The sequence below is a fragment of the uncultured Duncaniella sp. genome, assembly GCF_910578445.1.
GTDB lineage: Bacteria > Bacteroidota > Bacteroidia > Bacteroidales > Muribaculaceae > Duncaniella.
In genome coordinates this window covers 28,266-46,838 of record NZ_CAJTQC010000024.1, presented here as the reverse complement: position 1 = coordinate 46,838, position 18,573 = coordinate 28,266, and the positions used below count along the sequence as shown (strand labels likewise).

15 protein-coding genes and 1 tRNA gene are annotated in these 18,573 nt (G+C 48.8%); 10 read left to right on the top strand and 6 right to left on the bottom strand.

Annotated elements, in window-relative coordinates; translation table 11 throughout:
* Positions 1-257: 257 nt before the first annotated feature.
* Positions 258-1,199, top strand: coding sequence for a GDP-L-fucose synthase (locus QZ311_RS09835; protein WP_297067180.1), 942 nt, complete (start codon positions 258-260; stop codon positions 1,197-1,199).
* Between the two features lie 22 nt (positions 1,200-1,221).
* A complete protein-coding gene (locus QZ311_RS09830) occupies positions 1,222-2,538 on the top strand; it encodes a nucleotide sugar dehydrogenase (protein WP_297067178.1) in 1,317 nt (438 codons plus the stop codon).
* Positions 2,539-2,610: 72 nt separating this feature from the next.
* Here the strand turns inward: QZ311_RS09830 and QZ311_RS09825 are convergent.
* The 4 genes from QZ311_RS09825 to miaB all read right to left on the bottom strand — a co-directional run bounded on the left by QZ311_RS09825 (position 2,611) and on the right by miaB (position 5,998).
* Positions 2,611-2,698 (bottom strand) — tRNA-Ser (locus tag QZ311_RS09825).
* Between the two features lie 237 nt (positions 2,699-2,935).
* On the bottom strand, positions 2,936-3,463 hold the full coding sequence (locus QZ311_RS09820) for a 30S ribosomal protein S16 (RefSeq protein WP_297067176.1): 528 nt from the start codon (positions 3,461-3,463) through the stop codon (positions 2,936-2,938).
* A 363-nt stretch (positions 3,464-3,826) separates the two neighbouring features.
* Positions 3,827-4,432: a YqgE/AlgH family protein gene (locus QZ311_RS09815; RefSeq protein ID WP_297067174.1), complete on the bottom strand. Its 606-nt coding sequence runs from the start codon at positions 4,430-4,432 to the stop codon at positions 3,827-3,829.
* A 225-nt stretch (positions 4,433-4,657) separates the two neighbouring features.
* Positions 4,658-5,998, bottom strand: coding sequence for a tRNA (N6-isopentenyl adenosine(37)-C2)-methylthiotransferase MiaB (gene miaB / locus QZ311_RS09810; RefSeq protein WP_297067173.1), 1,341 nt, complete (start codon positions 5,996-5,998; stop codon positions 4,658-4,660).
* 75 nt (positions 5,999-6,073) lie between these two features.
* Between miaB and QZ311_RS09805 the strand changes: the two genes are divergently transcribed.
* Positions 6,074-6,568 carry a hypothetical protein gene (locus QZ311_RS09805; RefSeq protein WP_297067171.1) on the top strand — a complete coding sequence of 165 codons (495 nt, stop codon included), beginning with the start codon at positions 6,074-6,076 and terminating at the stop codon, positions 6,566-6,568.
* A gap of 116 nt (positions 6,569-6,684) precedes the next feature.
* Positions 6,685-8,184 carry a succinate CoA transferase gene (locus QZ311_RS09800; RefSeq protein WP_297067169.1) on the top strand — a complete coding sequence of 500 codons (1,500 nt, stop codon included), beginning with the start codon at positions 6,685-6,687 and terminating at the stop codon, positions 8,182-8,184.
* A gap of 154 nt (positions 8,185-8,338) precedes the next feature.
* On the opposite strand, the gene QZ311_RS09795 is transcribed toward QZ311_RS09800, so the two are convergent.
* Entirely contained in the window at positions 8,339-9,325 is a 987-nt protein-coding gene (locus QZ311_RS09795; protein ID WP_297067167.1) for a hypothetical protein, read from the bottom strand.
* 202 nt (positions 9,326-9,527) lie between these two features.
* Between QZ311_RS09795 and QZ311_RS09790 the strand changes: the two genes are divergently transcribed.
* From QZ311_RS09790 to QZ311_RS09765, 6 genes are all read left to right on the top strand, one after another.
* On the top strand, positions 9,528-10,679 hold the full coding sequence (locus QZ311_RS09790) for an N-acetylmuramoyl-L-alanine amidase (RefSeq protein ID WP_297067165.1): 1,152 nt from the start codon (positions 9,528-9,530) through the stop codon (positions 10,677-10,679).
* Between the two features lie 92 nt (positions 10,680-10,771).
* A complete protein-coding gene (locus QZ311_RS09785) occupies positions 10,772-11,695 on the top strand; it encodes an MlaD family protein (protein WP_297067163.1) in 924 nt (307 codons plus the stop codon).
* A gap of 181 nt (positions 11,696-11,876) precedes the next feature.
* Positions 11,877-12,440: a hypothetical protein gene (locus QZ311_RS09780; protein WP_297067161.1), complete on the top strand. Its 564-nt coding sequence runs from the start codon at positions 11,877-11,879 to the stop codon at positions 12,438-12,440.
* A 97-nt stretch (positions 12,441-12,537) separates the two neighbouring features.
* Positions 12,538-13,416 carry a GLPGLI family protein gene (locus QZ311_RS09775; RefSeq protein ID WP_297067159.1) on the top strand — a complete coding sequence of 293 codons (879 nt, stop codon included), beginning with the start codon at positions 12,538-12,540 and terminating at the stop codon, positions 13,414-13,416.
* A 118-nt stretch (positions 13,417-13,534) separates the two neighbouring features.
* Complete coding sequence (locus QZ311_RS09770; RefSeq protein ID WP_297067157.1) at positions 13,535-14,842, top strand: DUF262 domain-containing protein; 1,308 nt, start codon at positions 13,535-13,537, stop codon at positions 14,840-14,842.
* A 1-nt stretch (position 14,843) separates the two neighbouring features.
* Positions 14,844-16,730, top strand: a complete 1,887-nt coding sequence (locus QZ311_RS09765) for a DUF262 domain-containing HNH endonuclease family protein (protein WP_297067184.1) — start codon at positions 14,844-14,846, stop codon at positions 16,728-16,730.
* Positions 16,731-16,874: 144 nt separating this feature from the next.
* On the opposite strand, the gene QZ311_RS09760 is transcribed toward QZ311_RS09765, so the two are convergent.
* Positions 16,875-18,494 carry an ATP-binding cassette domain-containing protein gene (locus QZ311_RS09760; RefSeq protein ID WP_297067156.1) on the bottom strand — a complete coding sequence of 540 codons (1,620 nt, stop codon included), beginning with the start codon at positions 18,492-18,494 and terminating at the stop codon, positions 16,875-16,877.
* Positions 18,495-18,573 lie beyond the last annotated feature (79 nt).

The following is an 18,573-nucleotide window of genomic DNA, read 5'->3' as shown; positions in this document are numbered from 1 at the left end:
GAACAGGTGAAACTCAACCTCGCAGAATACCTCGAGAAAGGAATCGTGAAGTAAAACCTACGCTGAAATTGAGGGGTACATAAATTCAGAAATAACATAAATAACAGATTGATTATTGGAGGGCTTAATTCCTGAAATTAAGATAATACTGGAAGGATTAGAACCTGCCCGATATGAATTATCATTAAAATAATCTGTTATTTATGTTATTTCTGAATTTCTGTACCTTACCCACATAATATTCAAACCAGACAGTAATGGAAAAAAATTCCAAGATTTATGTCGCGGGTCATCGCGGGATGGTCGGATCGGCCATCGTCCGTGAGCTCCGGCGTCAGGGATACACCAACATCATAACACGCACACACGCCGAGCTCGACCTCATCAGCCAGCAGGCGGTCAACGACTTCTTCGCGGCAGAGAAACCGGAATACGTGTTCCTCGCAGCCGCAAAGGTCGGGGGGATAGAGGCCAACTCCTCGGCGCTCGCCGACTTCATGTACGACAACATGATGCTCGAGATGAACGTTATCCACGCCGCATGGCAGAACGGATGCAAAAAACTCGAATTCCTCGGCTCGTCGTGCATCTACCCTCGCATGGCCCCGCAGCCAATGCCCGAGTCATGCCTGCTCACATCCGAACTCGAGAAGACCAACGAGGCCTACGCGCTCGCAAAAATCTCAGGCCTGAAATACTGCGAGTTCCTCAACCGACAGTACGGTACGGACTACATCTCCGTCATGCCAACAAACCTCTACGGCCCGAACGACAACTACCACCCCACGCACTCCCACGTCCTCCCCGCACTAATCCGACGCTTCCATGAAGCGAAACTCGCGGGCGAACCGGTCGTGACATGCTGGGGCGACGGCTCGCCGCTGCGCGAGTTCCTCTACGTCGACGACCTCGCCCAACTGTGCGTGTTCCTCATGAACAACTACTCAGGCAACGAGACCGTCAACGCCGGCACAGGCAAGGAGCTCACCATCCGTGAACTCGCCGAACTCGTCGCCCGGACCGTCGGCTACGAAGGACGCATCGAATGGGACACCACCAAGCCAAACGGCACACCCCGCAAGCTCCTCGACGTCTCCAAGGCCACACGACTCGGCTGGACAGCCTCAACATCACTCGCCGAAGGCATACGCCTCGCCTACGACGACTTCCTCTCAAACCCAATGCGAGCCGAAAGATAAATAATAATTTCATCTTTTATTCATGAATGGATACAAGATTGCCGTTGCGGGCACAGGCTATGTAGGCCTCAGTCTTGCAACACTTTTAGCTCAGCACAACCATGTGGTGGCAGTCGATGTCATTGCTGAAAAAGTAGATAAAATCAATAATCGCGTGTCTCCTATTCAGGATGATTACATCGAACGTTATCTCGCTGAGAAGGAGCTTGACCTGACCGCAACACTCGATGGAGCAGAAGCCTACCGCAACGCAGACTTCGTTGTCATAGCCGCACCGACCAACTATGATTCTGTCAACAACTATTTCGACACCCATCACATAGAAGACGTCATCGACCTCGTGCTATCGGTCAATCCGGAAGCCGTAATGGTCATCAAGTCGACTATTCCAGTCGGATACTGCCGAAGCCTCTATGTCAGATATGCGGCCAAGGGTGTCAAGAAATTAAATCTGCTGTTCTTCCCTGAGTTCCTGCGCGAGTCAAAAGCCCTCTACGACAACCTCTACCCTTCGCGAATCATCGCAGGAATCCCCAAGCTCATAGACCAGCCGCGGTTTGCCGAAGAGAACGAAGCTATCGAAAAGGTAGCCGATATCGAAAAACTCGACAAAGCCGCACACATATTTGCCAAACTGTTGCAACAGGGTGCGTTAAAGCCTGACATCCCCACCATCTATATGGGATTGAAGGAAGCGGAGGCGGTCAAGCTTTTCGCCAATACCTACCTCGCCCTGCGTGTGAGCTACTTCAACGAGCTTGACACGTATGCCGAGGTTAAAGGTCTGGATTCAAAGGCCATTATCGACGGAATCGGGCTCGATCCGCGCATCGGATCCCACTACAACAACCCGTCGTTCGGCTACGGAGGCTACTGTCTCCCAAAGGACACAAAACAGCTTCTCGCCAACTATGCCAATGTGCCGCAAAACATGATGAGCGCCATAGTCGAAAGCAACCGTACCCGCAAAGACTTCATCGCCGACCAAGTATTGAAACTTGCAGGATGGTATGGCTATTCGGAAACAAATTCATATTCAGGCAAGGAAACAAATCCATGTACCATCGGTGTATATCGCCTGACAATGAAGTCGAACTCCGACAACTTCCGCCAGTCTTCCATCCAAGGTGTGATGAAGCGCATTAAGGCCAAGGGAGCAAAAGTCATCATCTATGAACCAACCCTTGAGGACGGCTCTACATTTTTTGGCTCGATGATTGTCAACGATTTGGCTACATTCAAACAGATGTCACAGTCAATCCTTGCAAACCGCTATGATTCCTGCCTTGACGACGTGATGGACAAAGTTTACACAAGAGACATATTCCGTTGCGACTAACTTACTAAACTGAAATCTTCCAACAAAAAAATCGCTGAAAGTCAGATTTTGACTTTCAGCGATTTTTTTTAGCGGAGTGAGCGAGATTCGAACTCGCGATACGCTTTTGACGTATACACGCTTTCCAGGCGTGCCTCTTCAGCCACTCGAGCATCACTCCATAGCTGTTATTCTCAACCAACGGCAACCGCAATATTCGGAAACTATTTTGCGGAGGTTTGCAGGACTTCCTACAATAATGCCGTAGCTTTTTAACGAGTGCAAAGATAGCTATTAAATTCGGATTATGCAAATTTTATCCGTTTCAAAAGCACGCTTCAAAACAAACAAAACCCACGGAGTAAAACACCGTGGGTTTATGCTGTCACAGACTCTGAGTCTGCAATTTTGCCGATAATTATTCAGCTGCGGGAGCTTCCTCTGCAGGAGCTTCTGCGGCCTCAGCTTCAGCAGCAGCGGCAGCGGCTTCAGCCTTCTTCTTTGCCACTTCCTCAGCCTTGGCTTTGTTCTTAGCCACTTCAGCTTCGAAGCGGTTCTTGGCGTCAAGCTCCATCTTGTCTGCCATAGAGGCACGGAGTTTGTCGACACTCTGCTGCTTCTGAGCCTTCCATGCATCGAAACGACGCTGAGCTTCAGCCTCGTCGAAAGCACCCTTCTTCACGCCACCCTGAAGGTGCTTCATGAGAAGTACGCCCTCGTTTGAGAGGATAGTGCGGACAGTGTCGGTGGGCTGTGCGCCAACATTCACCCAATACAAAGCACGCTCGAAGTTCAAAGTTACTGTAGCAGGATTAGTGTTCGGATTATATGAACCTATCCTTTCAATAAATTTACCATCTCGTGGTGCCCTGCTATCGGCGATTACAATAGGATAGAACGCATAGTTCTTACGACCATGACGTTGCAGTCTGATTTTAGTTGCCATTAATTAATTGTGATTTGTATTGATTTGATTTTGGGTGCAAAGTTAGACATTTTGACTCAATCGGCCAAACAGTCGGCAAGCATCAACACTCCGACCATATCATGTTTAACTATTTTTAATATTTAAGGAATCCAAAGTTCCACGCCGGATAGCGGCAACCCATGACTTAGATGCTCTTAAAAAACGGGATGGTCCGAAGCCTCTTATTGATGACGACTATTTACAATTGGGAGCTGACATTTGCCGGAGACGAGACCTTGTCTGCGACTCCAAGGAGTGGACCATCCCGCAGGTGCATCTGTCACAGATGTCACTATTGTTGTGTCTGAGGCGACCGTGCTTTTGGCTCGGCCGTTTTTCATGTCAGTTCGAATGCGGATTACGCGGGTGATAGAGCCAGCCCCTGTATTTGTCGCCCATCGAACGCACCACACTGTGCCAGTAGGAATCCTCTTCTCCGTCAAGCAGCCGGGCAAGCGAAGGGATTTCTGTCACAGCCCATACATTTTTCATGAGCTCACCGTCAAGCTGATCCATGTCCCATCCGCTATAACCGAGGAAAAAACGGATATGTCCGCCAACGGCATAACCGTCATTGATTATCGAAAGGACCGTATCGAAATCACCACCTATATATAATCCCGGTATGATTTCCCGCGAATCAGGAATCAGGCCTCCGAGAGTGTGCATGAAATAAAGTCTGTCACACGACATCGGGCCGCCACAATAGACCGGGATAGGGTCTGGAGCTGTCACCGATGGCAATATATCCTGAAGAGTGTAGGTCGTGCGGTTATTAAGGACTATCCCCATCGCCGTCCCTCGCGGTTCATAGTCAACGAGACAGATGACAGCGTGATGGAAATATCTTTCACGAAGAAAAGGTTCGGCGACAAGAAGCGAACCGGGACGCGGAATACACCTCGTGTCTATATCTATATTAAATATTAATGATTCAAAATCAATCATGTCTACAATTCGCCTCCTGTATTTATTTGATGGATATTTAATTTGTTGCTGATTGTGCGTGTAAGCCGTCGGATTTTCCACACCATGAACTTATGCCCCTCTAATTTAGTGCATTTTAACAGGAAAATCCAAGAAAAAGTGTTAAAATTAGCGAGTTGTACCCACAATCGGGACATTTACGTCTCAATTGTGGGTACAACTGAATGTCTTAATGGCTAAAACGGTTCACGCAAGTTCCCCGATGAGGGTCGCCGACGATGAATCCACCACCCTGACCCTTACGGTATCGCCGATGCGATAGTCGCCACGTGGGAACACAAGTGTCTTGTTCTGCTGATTACGCCCGACAAACTGTTCCTTCGAACGTTTTGACACACCTTCGACGAGCACATCGAAAGTCTTACCGACATCCCTCGCGTTGCTTTCACGAGACAGCTCGTTCTGCAGCGCTATCATCCGGTTAAGGCGGTCGATTTTCACATCCTCAGCCACATTGTCGGGCATTGTGCGCGCAGCGAGTGTCCCCGGGCGCTCGGAGTATTTGAACATAAACGACGAGTCGAACCCAACCTCGCGCATAAGCGAAAGCGTCTCCTGAAAATCCTCTTCAGTCTCGTCATGGAAACCGGTGAAAAGGTCGGTCGAAATGCCGCAGTCGGGTATCGCGCGACGGATGGCCGCGATGCGTCCGAGATACCATTCGCGCGTATATTTTCTGTTCATAGCCTTGAGCACCTTGTCTGAGCCGGACTGGACGGGCAGATGGATATGATTGCAGAGATTTCCGTAGGCCGCTATCACGGCTATGGTCTCGTCGCTCATATCCTTCGGATGCGATGTCGTGAAGCGGATACGCATATCCGGCGCAGCCTCAGCCACCATTGTAAGGAGAGCCGGGAAATCAATCTCACGTCCGTCAGGCGCAACGTAGCGGTAACTGTTGACGTTCTGTCCCAGCAGAGTAGCCTCCTTGAATCCGCGGGCACGGAGGTCGGCAAGTTCCGCAAGGATGCTTTCGGCACTGCGCGAGCGCTCACGTCCGCGTGTGTAGGGCACGATGCAATAGGAACAGAAATTGTTGCATCCGCGCATGATGCTGATGAAACCTGACACGGGATTGCCTGTGATTCGGGCCGGAATGATGTCGCGATAAGTCTCGGTGGTGCTCAGCTCCACGTTGACGGCCTTCTCGCCGGCCTCGACTGAAGCAAAGAGATTCGGGAGGTCGAGATACGAGTCCGGGCCAGCCACGAGATCGACACCGTGACGGCTCACAAGCTCCTCACGGACGCGCTCGGCCATGCAGCCTATCACACCGATAATCAACCTTGGAGCATCCTTTGGCCGTTTGCGTCGCAGCGAGGCGAGATAAGCGAGGCGCGAAATGATTTTCTGCTCCGCGTTGTCGCGGATCGAACAGGTATTGATAAGAACTGCGTCAGCCTCCTCGACCGTAGGCACAATGTCATAGCCCACCGTCTCCATGACGGAAGCAACGACTTCACTGTCGGCCACATTCATCTGGCAGCCGTAGGTTTCTATGTTTAATTTGCGTGATATGCTCATAATTAATCTGTAGATTCTTTGGCTATAAGCTTAAGATTCCGTAATTTTGTCTGCAAAATTACGAAAAACCGCGTAATGGAGAAAATTATATTATTACTGTTTTTTATCGGCGCCAGCTCTCTCTTCGAATATCTCAAGAAACGGAGACAAGAGAGAGCGGAGTCCTCACGCCCGTCCGGCCGGTCAGGACAGACGGCCGTCAACGCCAATCCGTTTGCGCAGTTTTTCAACGCGGGAGCAATGGCAGCCGCCAACCAACAGCACGGAAGTCTGCCTTATGTCAGTCCGGACCAAGCTCCTGAACCGCCACACGACATTCCGGCTCACAAATCCACGACAAAAAATCGTAAGACCCAACAGCCGTTTCTCCCCGGCGAGCTTCACCAATCGCCGTCCGAAATGCAGCCGATGCCCGAAATCGCCATCACGGACCTTGACGAAATCAATGACACCACAGTCCCGTCCCTTGACAATCCGGACGACGAGACAACACGCCACTATGCCCGCTGGCGGCAAGCCATAATCGACAGTGCGATCATAACACCGAAATTCCGGACACAGGACGACTGAACCTCCCCACCCCTGCTCTCCCCACACCATTGGACAAAGCTATAGAATTACATAGAATCAATACATAAATAAACTCGCTCCTCTACCTTTTACATTCAGAAAAAGAGAAAAAAATTATGAAATTCCCCATCCTGACTCCCGAAGAGGCAGCTGAATTGTTCTTCAACGATGCCAAATGCGGATTTTCCGGTTTTACCGCTCCCGGTTCGCCAAAAGTTGTCACACAGGCCATAGCCGCGAAGGCTGAAAAGCTTCACGCTCAAGGCGAACCCTTCAAAATCAACATCATCACCGGAGCTTCGACAAGCGACAACTGTGATGGTGTCCTCGCCCGCGCAAACGCAATCGGCAAGCGCACTCCCTATCAGAACCATCCTGACCTGCGCAAGCGAATCAACTCACACGATGCCCACTACTTCGACCTCCACCTCTCTGAAGCCGCCCAGAAACTCCGCTACGGATTCTTCGGCGACAAACTCGACCTCGCAATCATCGAAGTAAGCGACATTCAGGACGACGGCACAGTAGTCGTAGGAACAGGCGTCGGCAACGTTCCCACCATCGCCAAGATGGCCGACAAGATTATCATCGAACTCAACGAGAAGCTCCGCCACGCTCTCTACGGTCTCCACGACATCTATCTTCCCCTCGATCCCCCTCACCGCACCGAAATCCCCATCTTCAAGCCGAGCGACCGCATCGGTTCGCCCGTCCTCAAGCTCGACCCCGAAAAGATTGTCGGCGTAGTCATGAGCGACCACTACGAGGGAGTAAAAGCCTTCACACCTCTCGACGATACCACAAAGCAAATCGGTGCGAACGTCTGCAAGTTCCTCATGTCCGAACTCCACGCAGGCCGCATCCCGGCTTCTTTCCTCCCCCTCCAGTCAGGTGTGGGCAACGTGGCAAACGCCGTCCTCTACGGTCTCGCAGACGCCAAGGAAATTCCGCCGTTCGAAATGTACACCGAAGTGATGCAGGACGCCGTAATCGACCTCATGAAAAAGGGTCGCTGCAAATTCGGTTCGTCATGCTCACTCACTGTCAGCAACGAAGTTGAGGACGAGGTCATCGACAACATCGAATTCTTCAAGGAACATCTCGTGCTCCGTCCGTCGGAAATCTCTAACAACCCCGAAGTCATCCGCCGACTCGGTGTCATCGCGATGAACACCGCCCTCGAAGCCGACATCTTCGGCAACATCAACTCCACCCACGTGACCGGAACGCGCATGATGAACGGCATCGGCGGCTCAGGCGACTTCACCCGCAACGCCTACATCTCGATCTTCTCCTGCCCCTCAATCACCAAGGAAGGAAAGATTTCAAACATCGTCCCCATGGTTTCGCACGTCGACCACACCGAACACTCTGTCGACATCATCGTAACCGACCAAGGCATCGCCGACCTCCGCGGACTCGACCCGGTGGAACGCGCCCACGTAATCATCGACAACTGTGCCCACCCCATCTACCGCGAACTGCTCCGCGACTACCTCAAGCTGAGCACCCACGGAGGCCAGACACCCCACACTCTCCACGCGTCGCTTGCCTTCCACACAGAATTCCTCGCGTCGGGCGACATGCGCAACGTCGACTGGTCGAAATTCGCATAACGCAACCATCGTATCCCATACGAACCATATTAAAAATACTATCCTCCGTGCGACAGATGCATGTCGCACGGAGGATAGTCTCTTTTATTTATTGATGATTTTAAACGTTTTTTTATCGGATAGCAATAAATCTTTTATCTTATAAATCGCTCTTTCACTTATATTTCGACTCGGCGAGAGCATCGGGCGACTCATAGAACGATGGCGACAGTAGCACCGAAAGAGCCACCGCACGGTTATCGAGGAGCGAAGCGACGATGCGATGGCCGATAAAACGCCCTGCCCCTCCCGGGACTTCCGACCCGATAGCCGAAGTGAAAGGCGCTGGGGAGGTCAGCGAAGATGCAAGCTGACGGTCACTGCTGAAAAGATATTTACGCCCCACGATTGCCTCCCACAGTTTATGCTCGTTTTTGTTAAGCCAGTCCATCTGCCGGTCGTCATAGCCCAGCGCCGTCTGCTCGCTGATTCCTGCAAGCTGCATCACCGACTCGACCAGCGCACCTTCATAGAGAAGCCTTGACAACACGGTCGGATAGTCAGCCGCCGGGGCATAAAGAAAATCGCGGTGCAACAATGCCTCGACAATGTCAGGGACGACACGCGTCGGAATCTTGCGCACACGCATATAGTCAGGGAAATATCCATATAGCGGATAATCCTCTCCAAGATAGTGGTTCAGACCGACATAAAGGAATGTATCGACCGTGAAAACCGACTGCCTGAAGGGTGAGATGACCGCATAAACCGACGGAAACGACTTGTCAGGGAAAAGTCTGGCATAGCGCGCCTTCACCCCCCCGAGCTGCGATTCAAGCCTGCGGGTATCACCCCACAGTGAATCGACGGCCGATTCATGGACACGCACCGACGGGTTGGCCATATAGGCGGCATAGGACGAGTCGTTCAGACTGCCATAGCCCGACACTTGAAACAGAGCTTCGGCCGGAGCTGCAAGCCCATCGGCCAAAGGCCGGCCATCGCGAAACGCATGGTCAAGGCGCACGACCTTAACTGATGTACCCGAGCCATCGGCCGACGAACATCCCGTCAGCACCGCCATGCCTGCAAGTCCGAGGAACACAAACAGGCAGAACGGGATAAAGAGATATAAAGAGGTGGAAATACGCAGTCTTTTCATAAAAATCCGGTTTTGAATCAAAATATGCCAAATGATGCCTGATATAATAATATTTAACACATTACTTATTGAACAAAATGTATGTCTATGATTGTTCAAAAGTAGCTATTTTTTGGCATTTACTCACAAAATTCAGTCCAATAAGAGGCATTTAGGGATAGTTTTGCTAACTTTGCCCAAAATTTGGCTAAGATTTTCACTTATGTCACTGACACGCATCATACGACTATTTATCATCATTATGCTTATGCCTGTCGTCTCCCGAGCTGAGTCCGACAGGGAATTTGTCGTAATGATTGACCCGGGCCACGGAGGGAAGGACGCCGGGGCACTTGGCCGACGGACCAACGAAAAGACAATCAACCTCGCGGTGGCCAAGAAGCTACGCAAGCTCATCGAAGAAGACATGAAGAATGTCAGAGTCGAAATGACGCGCGACGGCGACTTTTTCGTTCCGCTAAAAAGCCGCTCCGAGATGGCCAACCGTAAACACGCCGACATATTCGTGTCGATCCACGCAAACTCCATCGACAAAAGATCTCCGCTCCACAACACCATCCACGGAGCGGCCGTCTATACACTCGGTCTGCGCAAAAGCGACACAAACCTCAGCCTCGCCATGCGCGAGAACGGGGTTATAAAGCTCGAACCCGACTACACCACCACCTATGAGGGTTTCGATCCGTCATCGGCCGAAAGCTACATAGCCTTCGAAATGATGCAGCTCTCCAACATGGACCAGAGCATCGCTCTGGCCGAGGCGGTGCAGAACGAACTCGTACGCACAGCCGGACGCAAGAACAACGGTGTGCGCCAAGAACCGTTCTGGGTGCTTGTCGGGACAACCATGCCGGCGATTCTCGTCGAGCTTGATTTCATCTGTAACCCCTCGATGGAAAAATACATGGCCTCCGAAAGCGGACAGCAGAAACTCGCCCTCGCAATCTACCGCGGCATCGAACGCTACCGCAAAAACACGGTGAAGACAGTCGACAAGGCAAGCCCGACCACCGGCGATGTCCGCAGAGCCGAGCGCCAGACAGCCCGACGTGAACGCGAAACCGTGCAAACAGTTGCCGATACCGAAAGGAAGACCCGGACAGAAATATCGCCGACAAAAGGACAGATTATATATAAAATCCAGTTCCTCACCTCTCCAACCAAACTCCGGAACAAGGATTCAAGACTCAAAGGTCTGTCGCCTGTCGACTTCTACAAAGACGGAAAATCATTCAAATACACCTATGGGACATATCGGACACAACCCGACGCGGCTTCCGACCTGAAAAGAATCAAGAAACTTTTCCCCGATGCTTTCATCATCAGAACCCGCGACGGCAAACGTATCAAATAGCTGTCAGCATAAACCATAAAACAAACAACAGTCAAGTAACCAAACTCACATCCCGATCAGCCACAAGGCCATAGATCCACACCACACCGATTATGAAAAAACTACTATCTAAGGAAATGATCATCGGAGCAAGCGTATTGCTATCGCTGCTAATCCTCTTCTTCGGCATTGACTATCTGAAGGGAATCAACGTGTTCAAGTCGGCCAACTACTACTACGCATCCTACACCAATGTGGCCGGTCTGACACAATCAGCCCCCGTGACGCTCAACGGCTACAAAATCGGCCTTGTCCGCGAAATAAATTATGAATACGACAACCCCGGCCATGTGCTCGTGGAAATCAGCCTCGACAAGCAACTGAAAGTCCCCGTAGGCTCAAAGGCCGCCATTGTCACCGATATGCTCGGCACTTCAAGCATCGAACTGCGCATGGCCCCCGGCACTCAATACTATGAGGTCGGTGCGAAACTCGAAGGCGAGACCACAGGCGGAATGGTCGACAAACTCAGTTCGGAACTGATGCCGTCGATCATGACAATCGCGCCTCACATCGATTCGCTTGTCGTGGCCCTGACTGCTGTCACCACCGACCCGGCGCTCATCAGCTCAATCAAGCGCCTCGACAATATCATGGCCAACCTTGAGGTGTCGACCAACAATCTCAACGCAGCCATGAAGGGTGTCCCCATGCTCATCAACAATGCCAACGGAACTATGTCGAACGTCAAGGAGATTTCGGCAAATCTCACACAGATTTCATCGGCTCTCGCAGTGCTTTCGGAAGACCTGAAAGATATGCCCCTCGACTCGACCATGCGCAACATCAACCGCATCACTTCCCACCTCGACCTCGCTACCGAACAGCTCAACTCGACCAACTCGACTCTCGGCCTGCTGCTCAACGACCCGTCGCTCTATCACAACCTCAACAACTGCGCGGCCGATATCGACACTCTACTTCTCGACATCAAGAAGCAGCCCAAGCGCTACATCCCGCCGATTAAGATTTTCTAATCTAACAGATATACATCAGACAGCATCGAAAAGCGTCCGGCCTGCACAGGTCAGGACGCTTTTTTTATGCCGTCGGTCGGTCTGAGTTTGCATTATCGCATCTTTCCGTGTGGATTAAGGCTGTAATTTTGCGGTGTCCTACATCCCTACTCCCAATCGTAAAACCTGATAATCCATAACTATGATACACACCCAATCTATGCCGGATTTCGTGGCGACAGGCCTGAGATACAGCCGTAAATCCGACAAAAAAGGCAGACCGGTCTGGGATCTGCCCGTCACTAAAGCCTATTACCGTAAACTCGGCGAAAAAGTCATAACTGTCTACAGAAATGCCGGTTATACTTCCAAGGCACTCATCTATCAGATGATGGAATATCTCACGAATTATATGCGCAGCGGTTATATTCCCACGCTCAAGTGTCACAGCGAACCTATCGTCATCCTCTTCCAGTCGCTGCGTCTCGATGTCGATGCCGCCATCGAGCGTTCAGCCCGTGCACGCCAGCGGGCTGCTGCGCGCAAGGCACAAAAAGAGGCCGAGCGTCAGGCTACTGAAACAGTATCTGACGAAAAAGCAGCCACCGACACCGCCACAACTGACCGTAAGCCGGAATCACATCAAGCCACCACACCCACCATCAATCCTGCCGATGGTAATGGAGTCACGCCCCGCCTGCCACTCACGCCATCGCATCAGACCGTAAATCACACATCGTCCATTGATTACATAGCGTCGGATTAGGATATAACGAACAATTTAGCTATCTTTGCTCTCTCCTATCCCCGCCTGATATTTTTCCACATGGGGAAATACGCAAAACCCATACCTCAATATGACAATGAAAACACCACGGCTCATCGCAATGCTCCTCATCCTCCTTACGGCTCTCGTAGGATATGCGAAAAAGAAAAAAGACTGTCCGCGCGCCCGTATTAAAGTCAGCTATCTCTGTCACGAAGAGCATCTCAAAACCGATGCCAAAGTCTACACGGCCGAGTATCAGATGATACTGCTGGCCAATGGGACGGATTCGAAATTCTACAATGCAAAATGTGAATATATCGACTCGCTCCGCTCTACGCCATCAGGCCAAAGAATGTATCGCGAGATATTTAGCAACATGTCAAGAAAGTATGCTGAAACCGGAGTTCTCGACGACAGCGCTATGCCTGAATGCAAGATGTTTGTCTTCAAATCTTGGAATGATTCGGTCACGTCACTGTTTGACAGAAACGGCAGTTCAAGCGCCCATTTCTACACCGAACCTCTCGGCGAAATGCAATGGCAAATCGGCGACTCCGCGAGGACGATACTCGGCTATGAATGCGTCATGGCCGAGACCGATTTCCACGGACGGCACTGGACGGCATGGTTCGCGCCGGAAATACCCTTGCAGGACGGCCCGTGGAAACTGTGCGGACTGCCGGGCCTGATTTTGGAGGCCGGGGATTCATCGGGGCAGCACTCGTTTACCGCCGACGGCCTTGAGGAATCAGCCGCAGAGATGACTCCGGTCCGCAACAGCAAATCGTATGAAAAGGTGTCGAGAAAAGACATGCTCGCTGCCCAGCGGAAATTTCTTCTGAAAGGCGACACTATGTTGCGAATGCTTATACAAAACGCTCCCGACGGCAGCAAAATCGACATGCCTGAACCTGAATACAACAAAAATCCCGACCTCCACATCGACTTCCTCGAAACAGATTACCACCAATAAGAAGTTTCAACATCCGTAAAGTAAGCGAATTCAGCAGCCACAACACAGTTGACAGATTGGAATAAGAATGAATAGTGTTATTGCACAACCATTATAATAATTAAATTTGTTTTTTATCATGAATAGCAAACCCAAAATATGGTCGGTTCATAAGTTATTAGGGACGAATCTAATCATCCCTGATTATCAACGACCATATAAATGGACAGACAGAAACATAACAGAACTCATTCTTGATACTCAAAAAAGTATCGAGGAAAGCAGAAAGTACGCGAACTTCAAATATCGCATAGGCACAGTCATACTTCATAGAAATGAGAAAAAAGAGTATGAGATTGTTGATGGCCAACAACGCATACTATCATTCCTATTGCTGAAATTATATCTGGACTCTGAATTTTCATGTAATTTACTTCAAACAAACTTTTTAAACAAGATTACGCAAAAGAATCTACACGATAATTACACAACTATTCGAGAGTGGTTTTCTTCTATTGACGATGAAGAGAAAGCTCTTTTTAACGATGCTCTTAAAAACATTCTGGAAGTTGTCGTAATTACAGTAGACAAGATAGACGAAGCATTCCAATTATTCGATTCCCAAAATACTCGTGGTCGTGCGCTATATCCGCATGATTTACTTAAAGCCTATCATCTTAGAGAGATTCATGACAAGTATGAAATGCAAAATGCTGTGGTGAAATGGGAATCGAAAGACCCAAAGGCTATCCGTGAGCTATTCGACCTGTACCTTTTTCCGATATGGAATTGGGCAAAATGTCGAAAATGCGGTAATTTCACATCTGCTGATATAGACATCTATAAAGGTATTGAAGAAAAGTATGGCTACACCTATGCACGCAGAGCCAACAAAGCCATGCCTTACTTCCTACTCACAGAGCCATTCATTTCAGGAGGTGATTTTTTTGAAATGGTTGATCATTATATGCAGATGTTGCATAATATAAAAGAAGAAATTGCAACGAACCCTGCATTTCATGATATCGAACAGATTCTTACAAATGGGAAAGACGCGGATTCAGCAGAGGAATTAGATAAGTCTTTCAAATCATCATCCGTTGGACTTAACCATGCACGAAATCTATTTTTCTGTGCGTTGCTTTGCTATTACGACCGCTTCCATAACTTTGATGTCATGGCCGTGAAAAAACTATTTACATGGGCTATGATGATTAGGATTGACATGCTGCATTTAGGTTTCGATACCATTAACCGATATGCAATTGGTTTAGGGGATAATGACAAATATAGTAATGCAAAACCCGTAATATCCATGATTGCTTATGCACGTAGACATACAGAAATCTCCAGTATGAGACTTGATATGAGAGAAGAAGACAAAGCAGCCAGTGAAAATTGGGACAATTTATATAAACAACTTCGTCAACTTAATGGATACAATTGATATGGTAGAAGAATTAAAAATATTAGATGAGGTAACAATATTCGATACAAATGCTCACTATGTAATTCCGCGCTATCAGCGAGCCTATGCTTGGGAGGACAAAGAGATTGTACAGTTAATTGATGATATTAACGATATTGACTCGTCCGAGAATTATTACATCGGTTCACTTGTTGTTTCCAAAATACAAGGCAAAGCCGAAACTTATGAGGTCGTTGATGGACAGCAACGTCTTACAACACTTTTTCTTTTGTTGCAATATCTTGTCTCGGAAGGAGTATTGGAAGGAGAAGTAGGCCAGACACTCACTTTTGATTGTCGTTCTAAATCTAAATATACCCTTTCTAATATCCAACAAATACTGACAAACAAAAAACTTTCTGCCGACCAAGAGGAAAGTATAGACCAGTCTATCCTTAATGGCATAAAAGCAATTCGTCAAAAGTTTACAAGTGACAAAGGATTAAACAAGGATGAATTTGTTTCTCGGTTGCAACATGTGATACTCTACAGAATAGAAGTACCTGAACATACAGACTTGAACCGTTACTTTGAGATAATGAACACTCGTGGAGAACAATTGGAGCAGCATGATATCCTCAAAGCCCGGCTAATGAGATTCCTCAACAATAGAAAGGAACAAGAACTATTTTCACGAATATGGAATGCTTGTAGCGATATGACAGGCTATGTCCAAATGCACTTCTCAAGAACAGAGAGAGAAAAAATTTTCAATGGCGAGTGGAATGACTGGCCTGCTGATGAATGGGATGAATATAGTGACTGTTTGGATATTACGGAAGATTCGGAAACCAATGCAACCATAAGCGAAATCATTAAACCAAGATTCAAAGTTGACAATGTAGATGGCATACTTGACGATGATACTCATATACGCTTTGAAAGCATCATTGAATTCCCGCACTTCTTGCTTCATGCACTCAGAGTTTTTGTAGAATTATACGATGTGTCATTGAAAAAAGATTTGGGCGACTTGCTTGATGACAAGAAATTGATTGCTGACTTTGAAAACGTGATTAAGCACGGAACAATCGATGATGAACCTATCAAGGATAACAGAGAAAATTTTGCAAAAATGTTCATTATTCATCTGCTACAAACACGTTATCTATTCGACATGTTTATTATCAAGCGTGAATTTACAGGTGAAGACAAAGAAGGAGAATGGAGTCTCAAGGAAGTGCACACGTCGGGACAAGCATCTAAAAAGAAAGCATACTATTCAAATACAAAGTTGAGGTATGAAAATGAATGGGAGAAGACATATGCTCCACGCAATAAAGAATGCTTAATGATTCAGTCTGCACTTCGTGTATCATACACATCCCCCAAGGTTATGCACTGGATCACAGAGCTTATCCTATGGCTGTTTGAGGATAATAAAATAGCCGAATTAACAAACGAAGCAGAAGGCATAGCCGCAAAGGCAACCAAGGAGAATTTCTTAGATGGAGAGGACTACAAGCTTGGCGTAACGACTCCTCATATCGTGTTTAATTTCTTGGATTATTTGTTATGGAAGAACAATAAGAATACATATAGCGATTTCGAATTTGAATTCCGTAACTCAGTTGAACACTGGTATCCACAAAATCCATCTGACGGTTCTTTTGATTCATGGGATGACAAGGATACTTTCGGCAATCTATGTATTATATCCCGAAGCGTCAATTCAAAATTCTCAAATCTTTCACCGGAGTCAAAGATGAAGTCTTATAGCAAAATGGTCAAGAAAGGAAGTTTGAAACTTCGCATTATGGGTGATATTATAGAAAAAGGTTCAAATGATAAATGGATTAAATCTCAATGCCTTGAACACGAAGAAGAGATGATAGAGATTTTGAAAGAAGCATGTAGCAACATATAATTAGACGAGGATACGCACAACCATCAATAACAAACGACTCAGGCTGTCGGTCATTTGACTGACAGCCTGAGCCGTTTTTATTGGTTGATGAAGACAACCCTCAGTCAGAGAGCTAAGTCCTCATACGTATAATTATCAGATTTATCAGGCCTTGGCGTAGAGCTTCTCGCGAATAGCCATCACCTTTTCGTCAGAGATATAGTCGTCGTAGTCCATGAGCTTGTCGATAGTGCCGTTGGGCGTAAGCTCGATGATACGGTTGCAGACAGTCTGGATAAACTCGTGGTCGTGGCTCGACAGCAACAGGTTGCCCTTGAATGCCTGAAGAGTATTGTTGAACGCCTGAATCGACTCAAGGTCAAGATGGTTGGTCGGTGAGTCAAGCACGAGAGTGTTTGCATCGGTCATCATCATTCGGGCAATCATACAGCGCATTTTCTCGCCACCGGAAAGCACGGAAGCCTTCTTCAGCACCTCTTCGCCTGAGAACAGCATCTTGCCGAGGAAACCTTTGAGATAGATTTCAGAGCTGTCGTTGGAGAACTGCGAGAGCCAGTCGACGAGATTGAGGTCGCAGTTGAAGAATGCAGAATTGTCGAGAGGCAGATAGGCGGTGGTGATGGTCTGTCCCCACTCGAAAGTACCCTCGTCAGCCTTGCGGTTGCCGGTGATGATTTCAAAAAGCGCGGTCATGGCGCGGGGATCGTGGCTGAGGAAAGCAATCTTGTCGCCCTTCTCCACCTGAAAGTTCACGTCCTTGAAAAGCACCTCACCGTCGATTGATGCAGTCAGACCCTTGACTTCGAGAATCTTGTTGCCCGGCTCGCGCTGTGGAGTGAAGATGATGCCCGGATAGCGGCGCGACGACGGCTGAATCTCCTCGACGTTGAGTTTTTCAAGCATCTTCTTGCGCGATGTGGTCTGCTTCGACTTAGCCACGTTGGCGCTGAAGCGCTGGATGAATTCAAGAAGCTCCTTGCGCTTCTCCTCGGCCTTCTTGTTGGCCTGCTGCTGCTGACGCAGAGCGAGCTGCGACGACTCATACCAGAAACTGTAGTTGCCGGCAAAGAGAGTGAGCTTGTTGTAGTCGATATCGAGAGTGTGGGTGCAGACAGAGTCGAGGAAGTGACGGTCGTGGCTGACCACAAGCACCGTGTTCTCAAACTTCGACAGATAGTCTTCGAGCCATGCCACAGTCTCAAGGTCGAGGTCGTTGGTAGGCTCGTCGAGAAGCAGGTTGTCGGGGTTGCCGAAGAGAGCCTTTGCAAGAAGCACACGCACCTTCTCGTTACCGCTCATGTCGCGCATCAGCGTGTAGTGCTTGTCCTCCTTGATGCCGAGGCCGCTCAGAAGCGCGGCCGCGTCGCTCTCGGCATTCCAGCCTTCAAGCTCGGCAAACTTCTCCTCGAGTTCCGAAGCGCGGATACCGTCTTCGTCAGAGAAATCCTCCTTGGCATAGAGCGCGTCTTTCTCCTGCATGATATCCCAGAGGACAGTGTGGCCGCGGAGCACAGTCTCCATCACCGTGCAGTCGTCAAACTTGAAGTGGTCCTGTTCGAGCACGCTCATACGCTCGCCCGGTCCCTGCATCACAGTGCCGTGGGTGGGCGAAAGCTGGTCGCTGAGTATACGCATGAGTGTCGACTTTCCGGCTCCGTTGGCGCCGATTATACCATAGCAGTTGCCCGGTGTGAACTTTAGGTTCACGTCCTGAAAAAGCACCCGCTTGCCAAATTGCATTCCTAAATTGTTAACAGCTATCATTCTAACATTTTTGATTTCGGGGTGCAAAGTTACGAAAAAATCTTGATATTCCATCCGGAGATACCATCCTGACTTACAT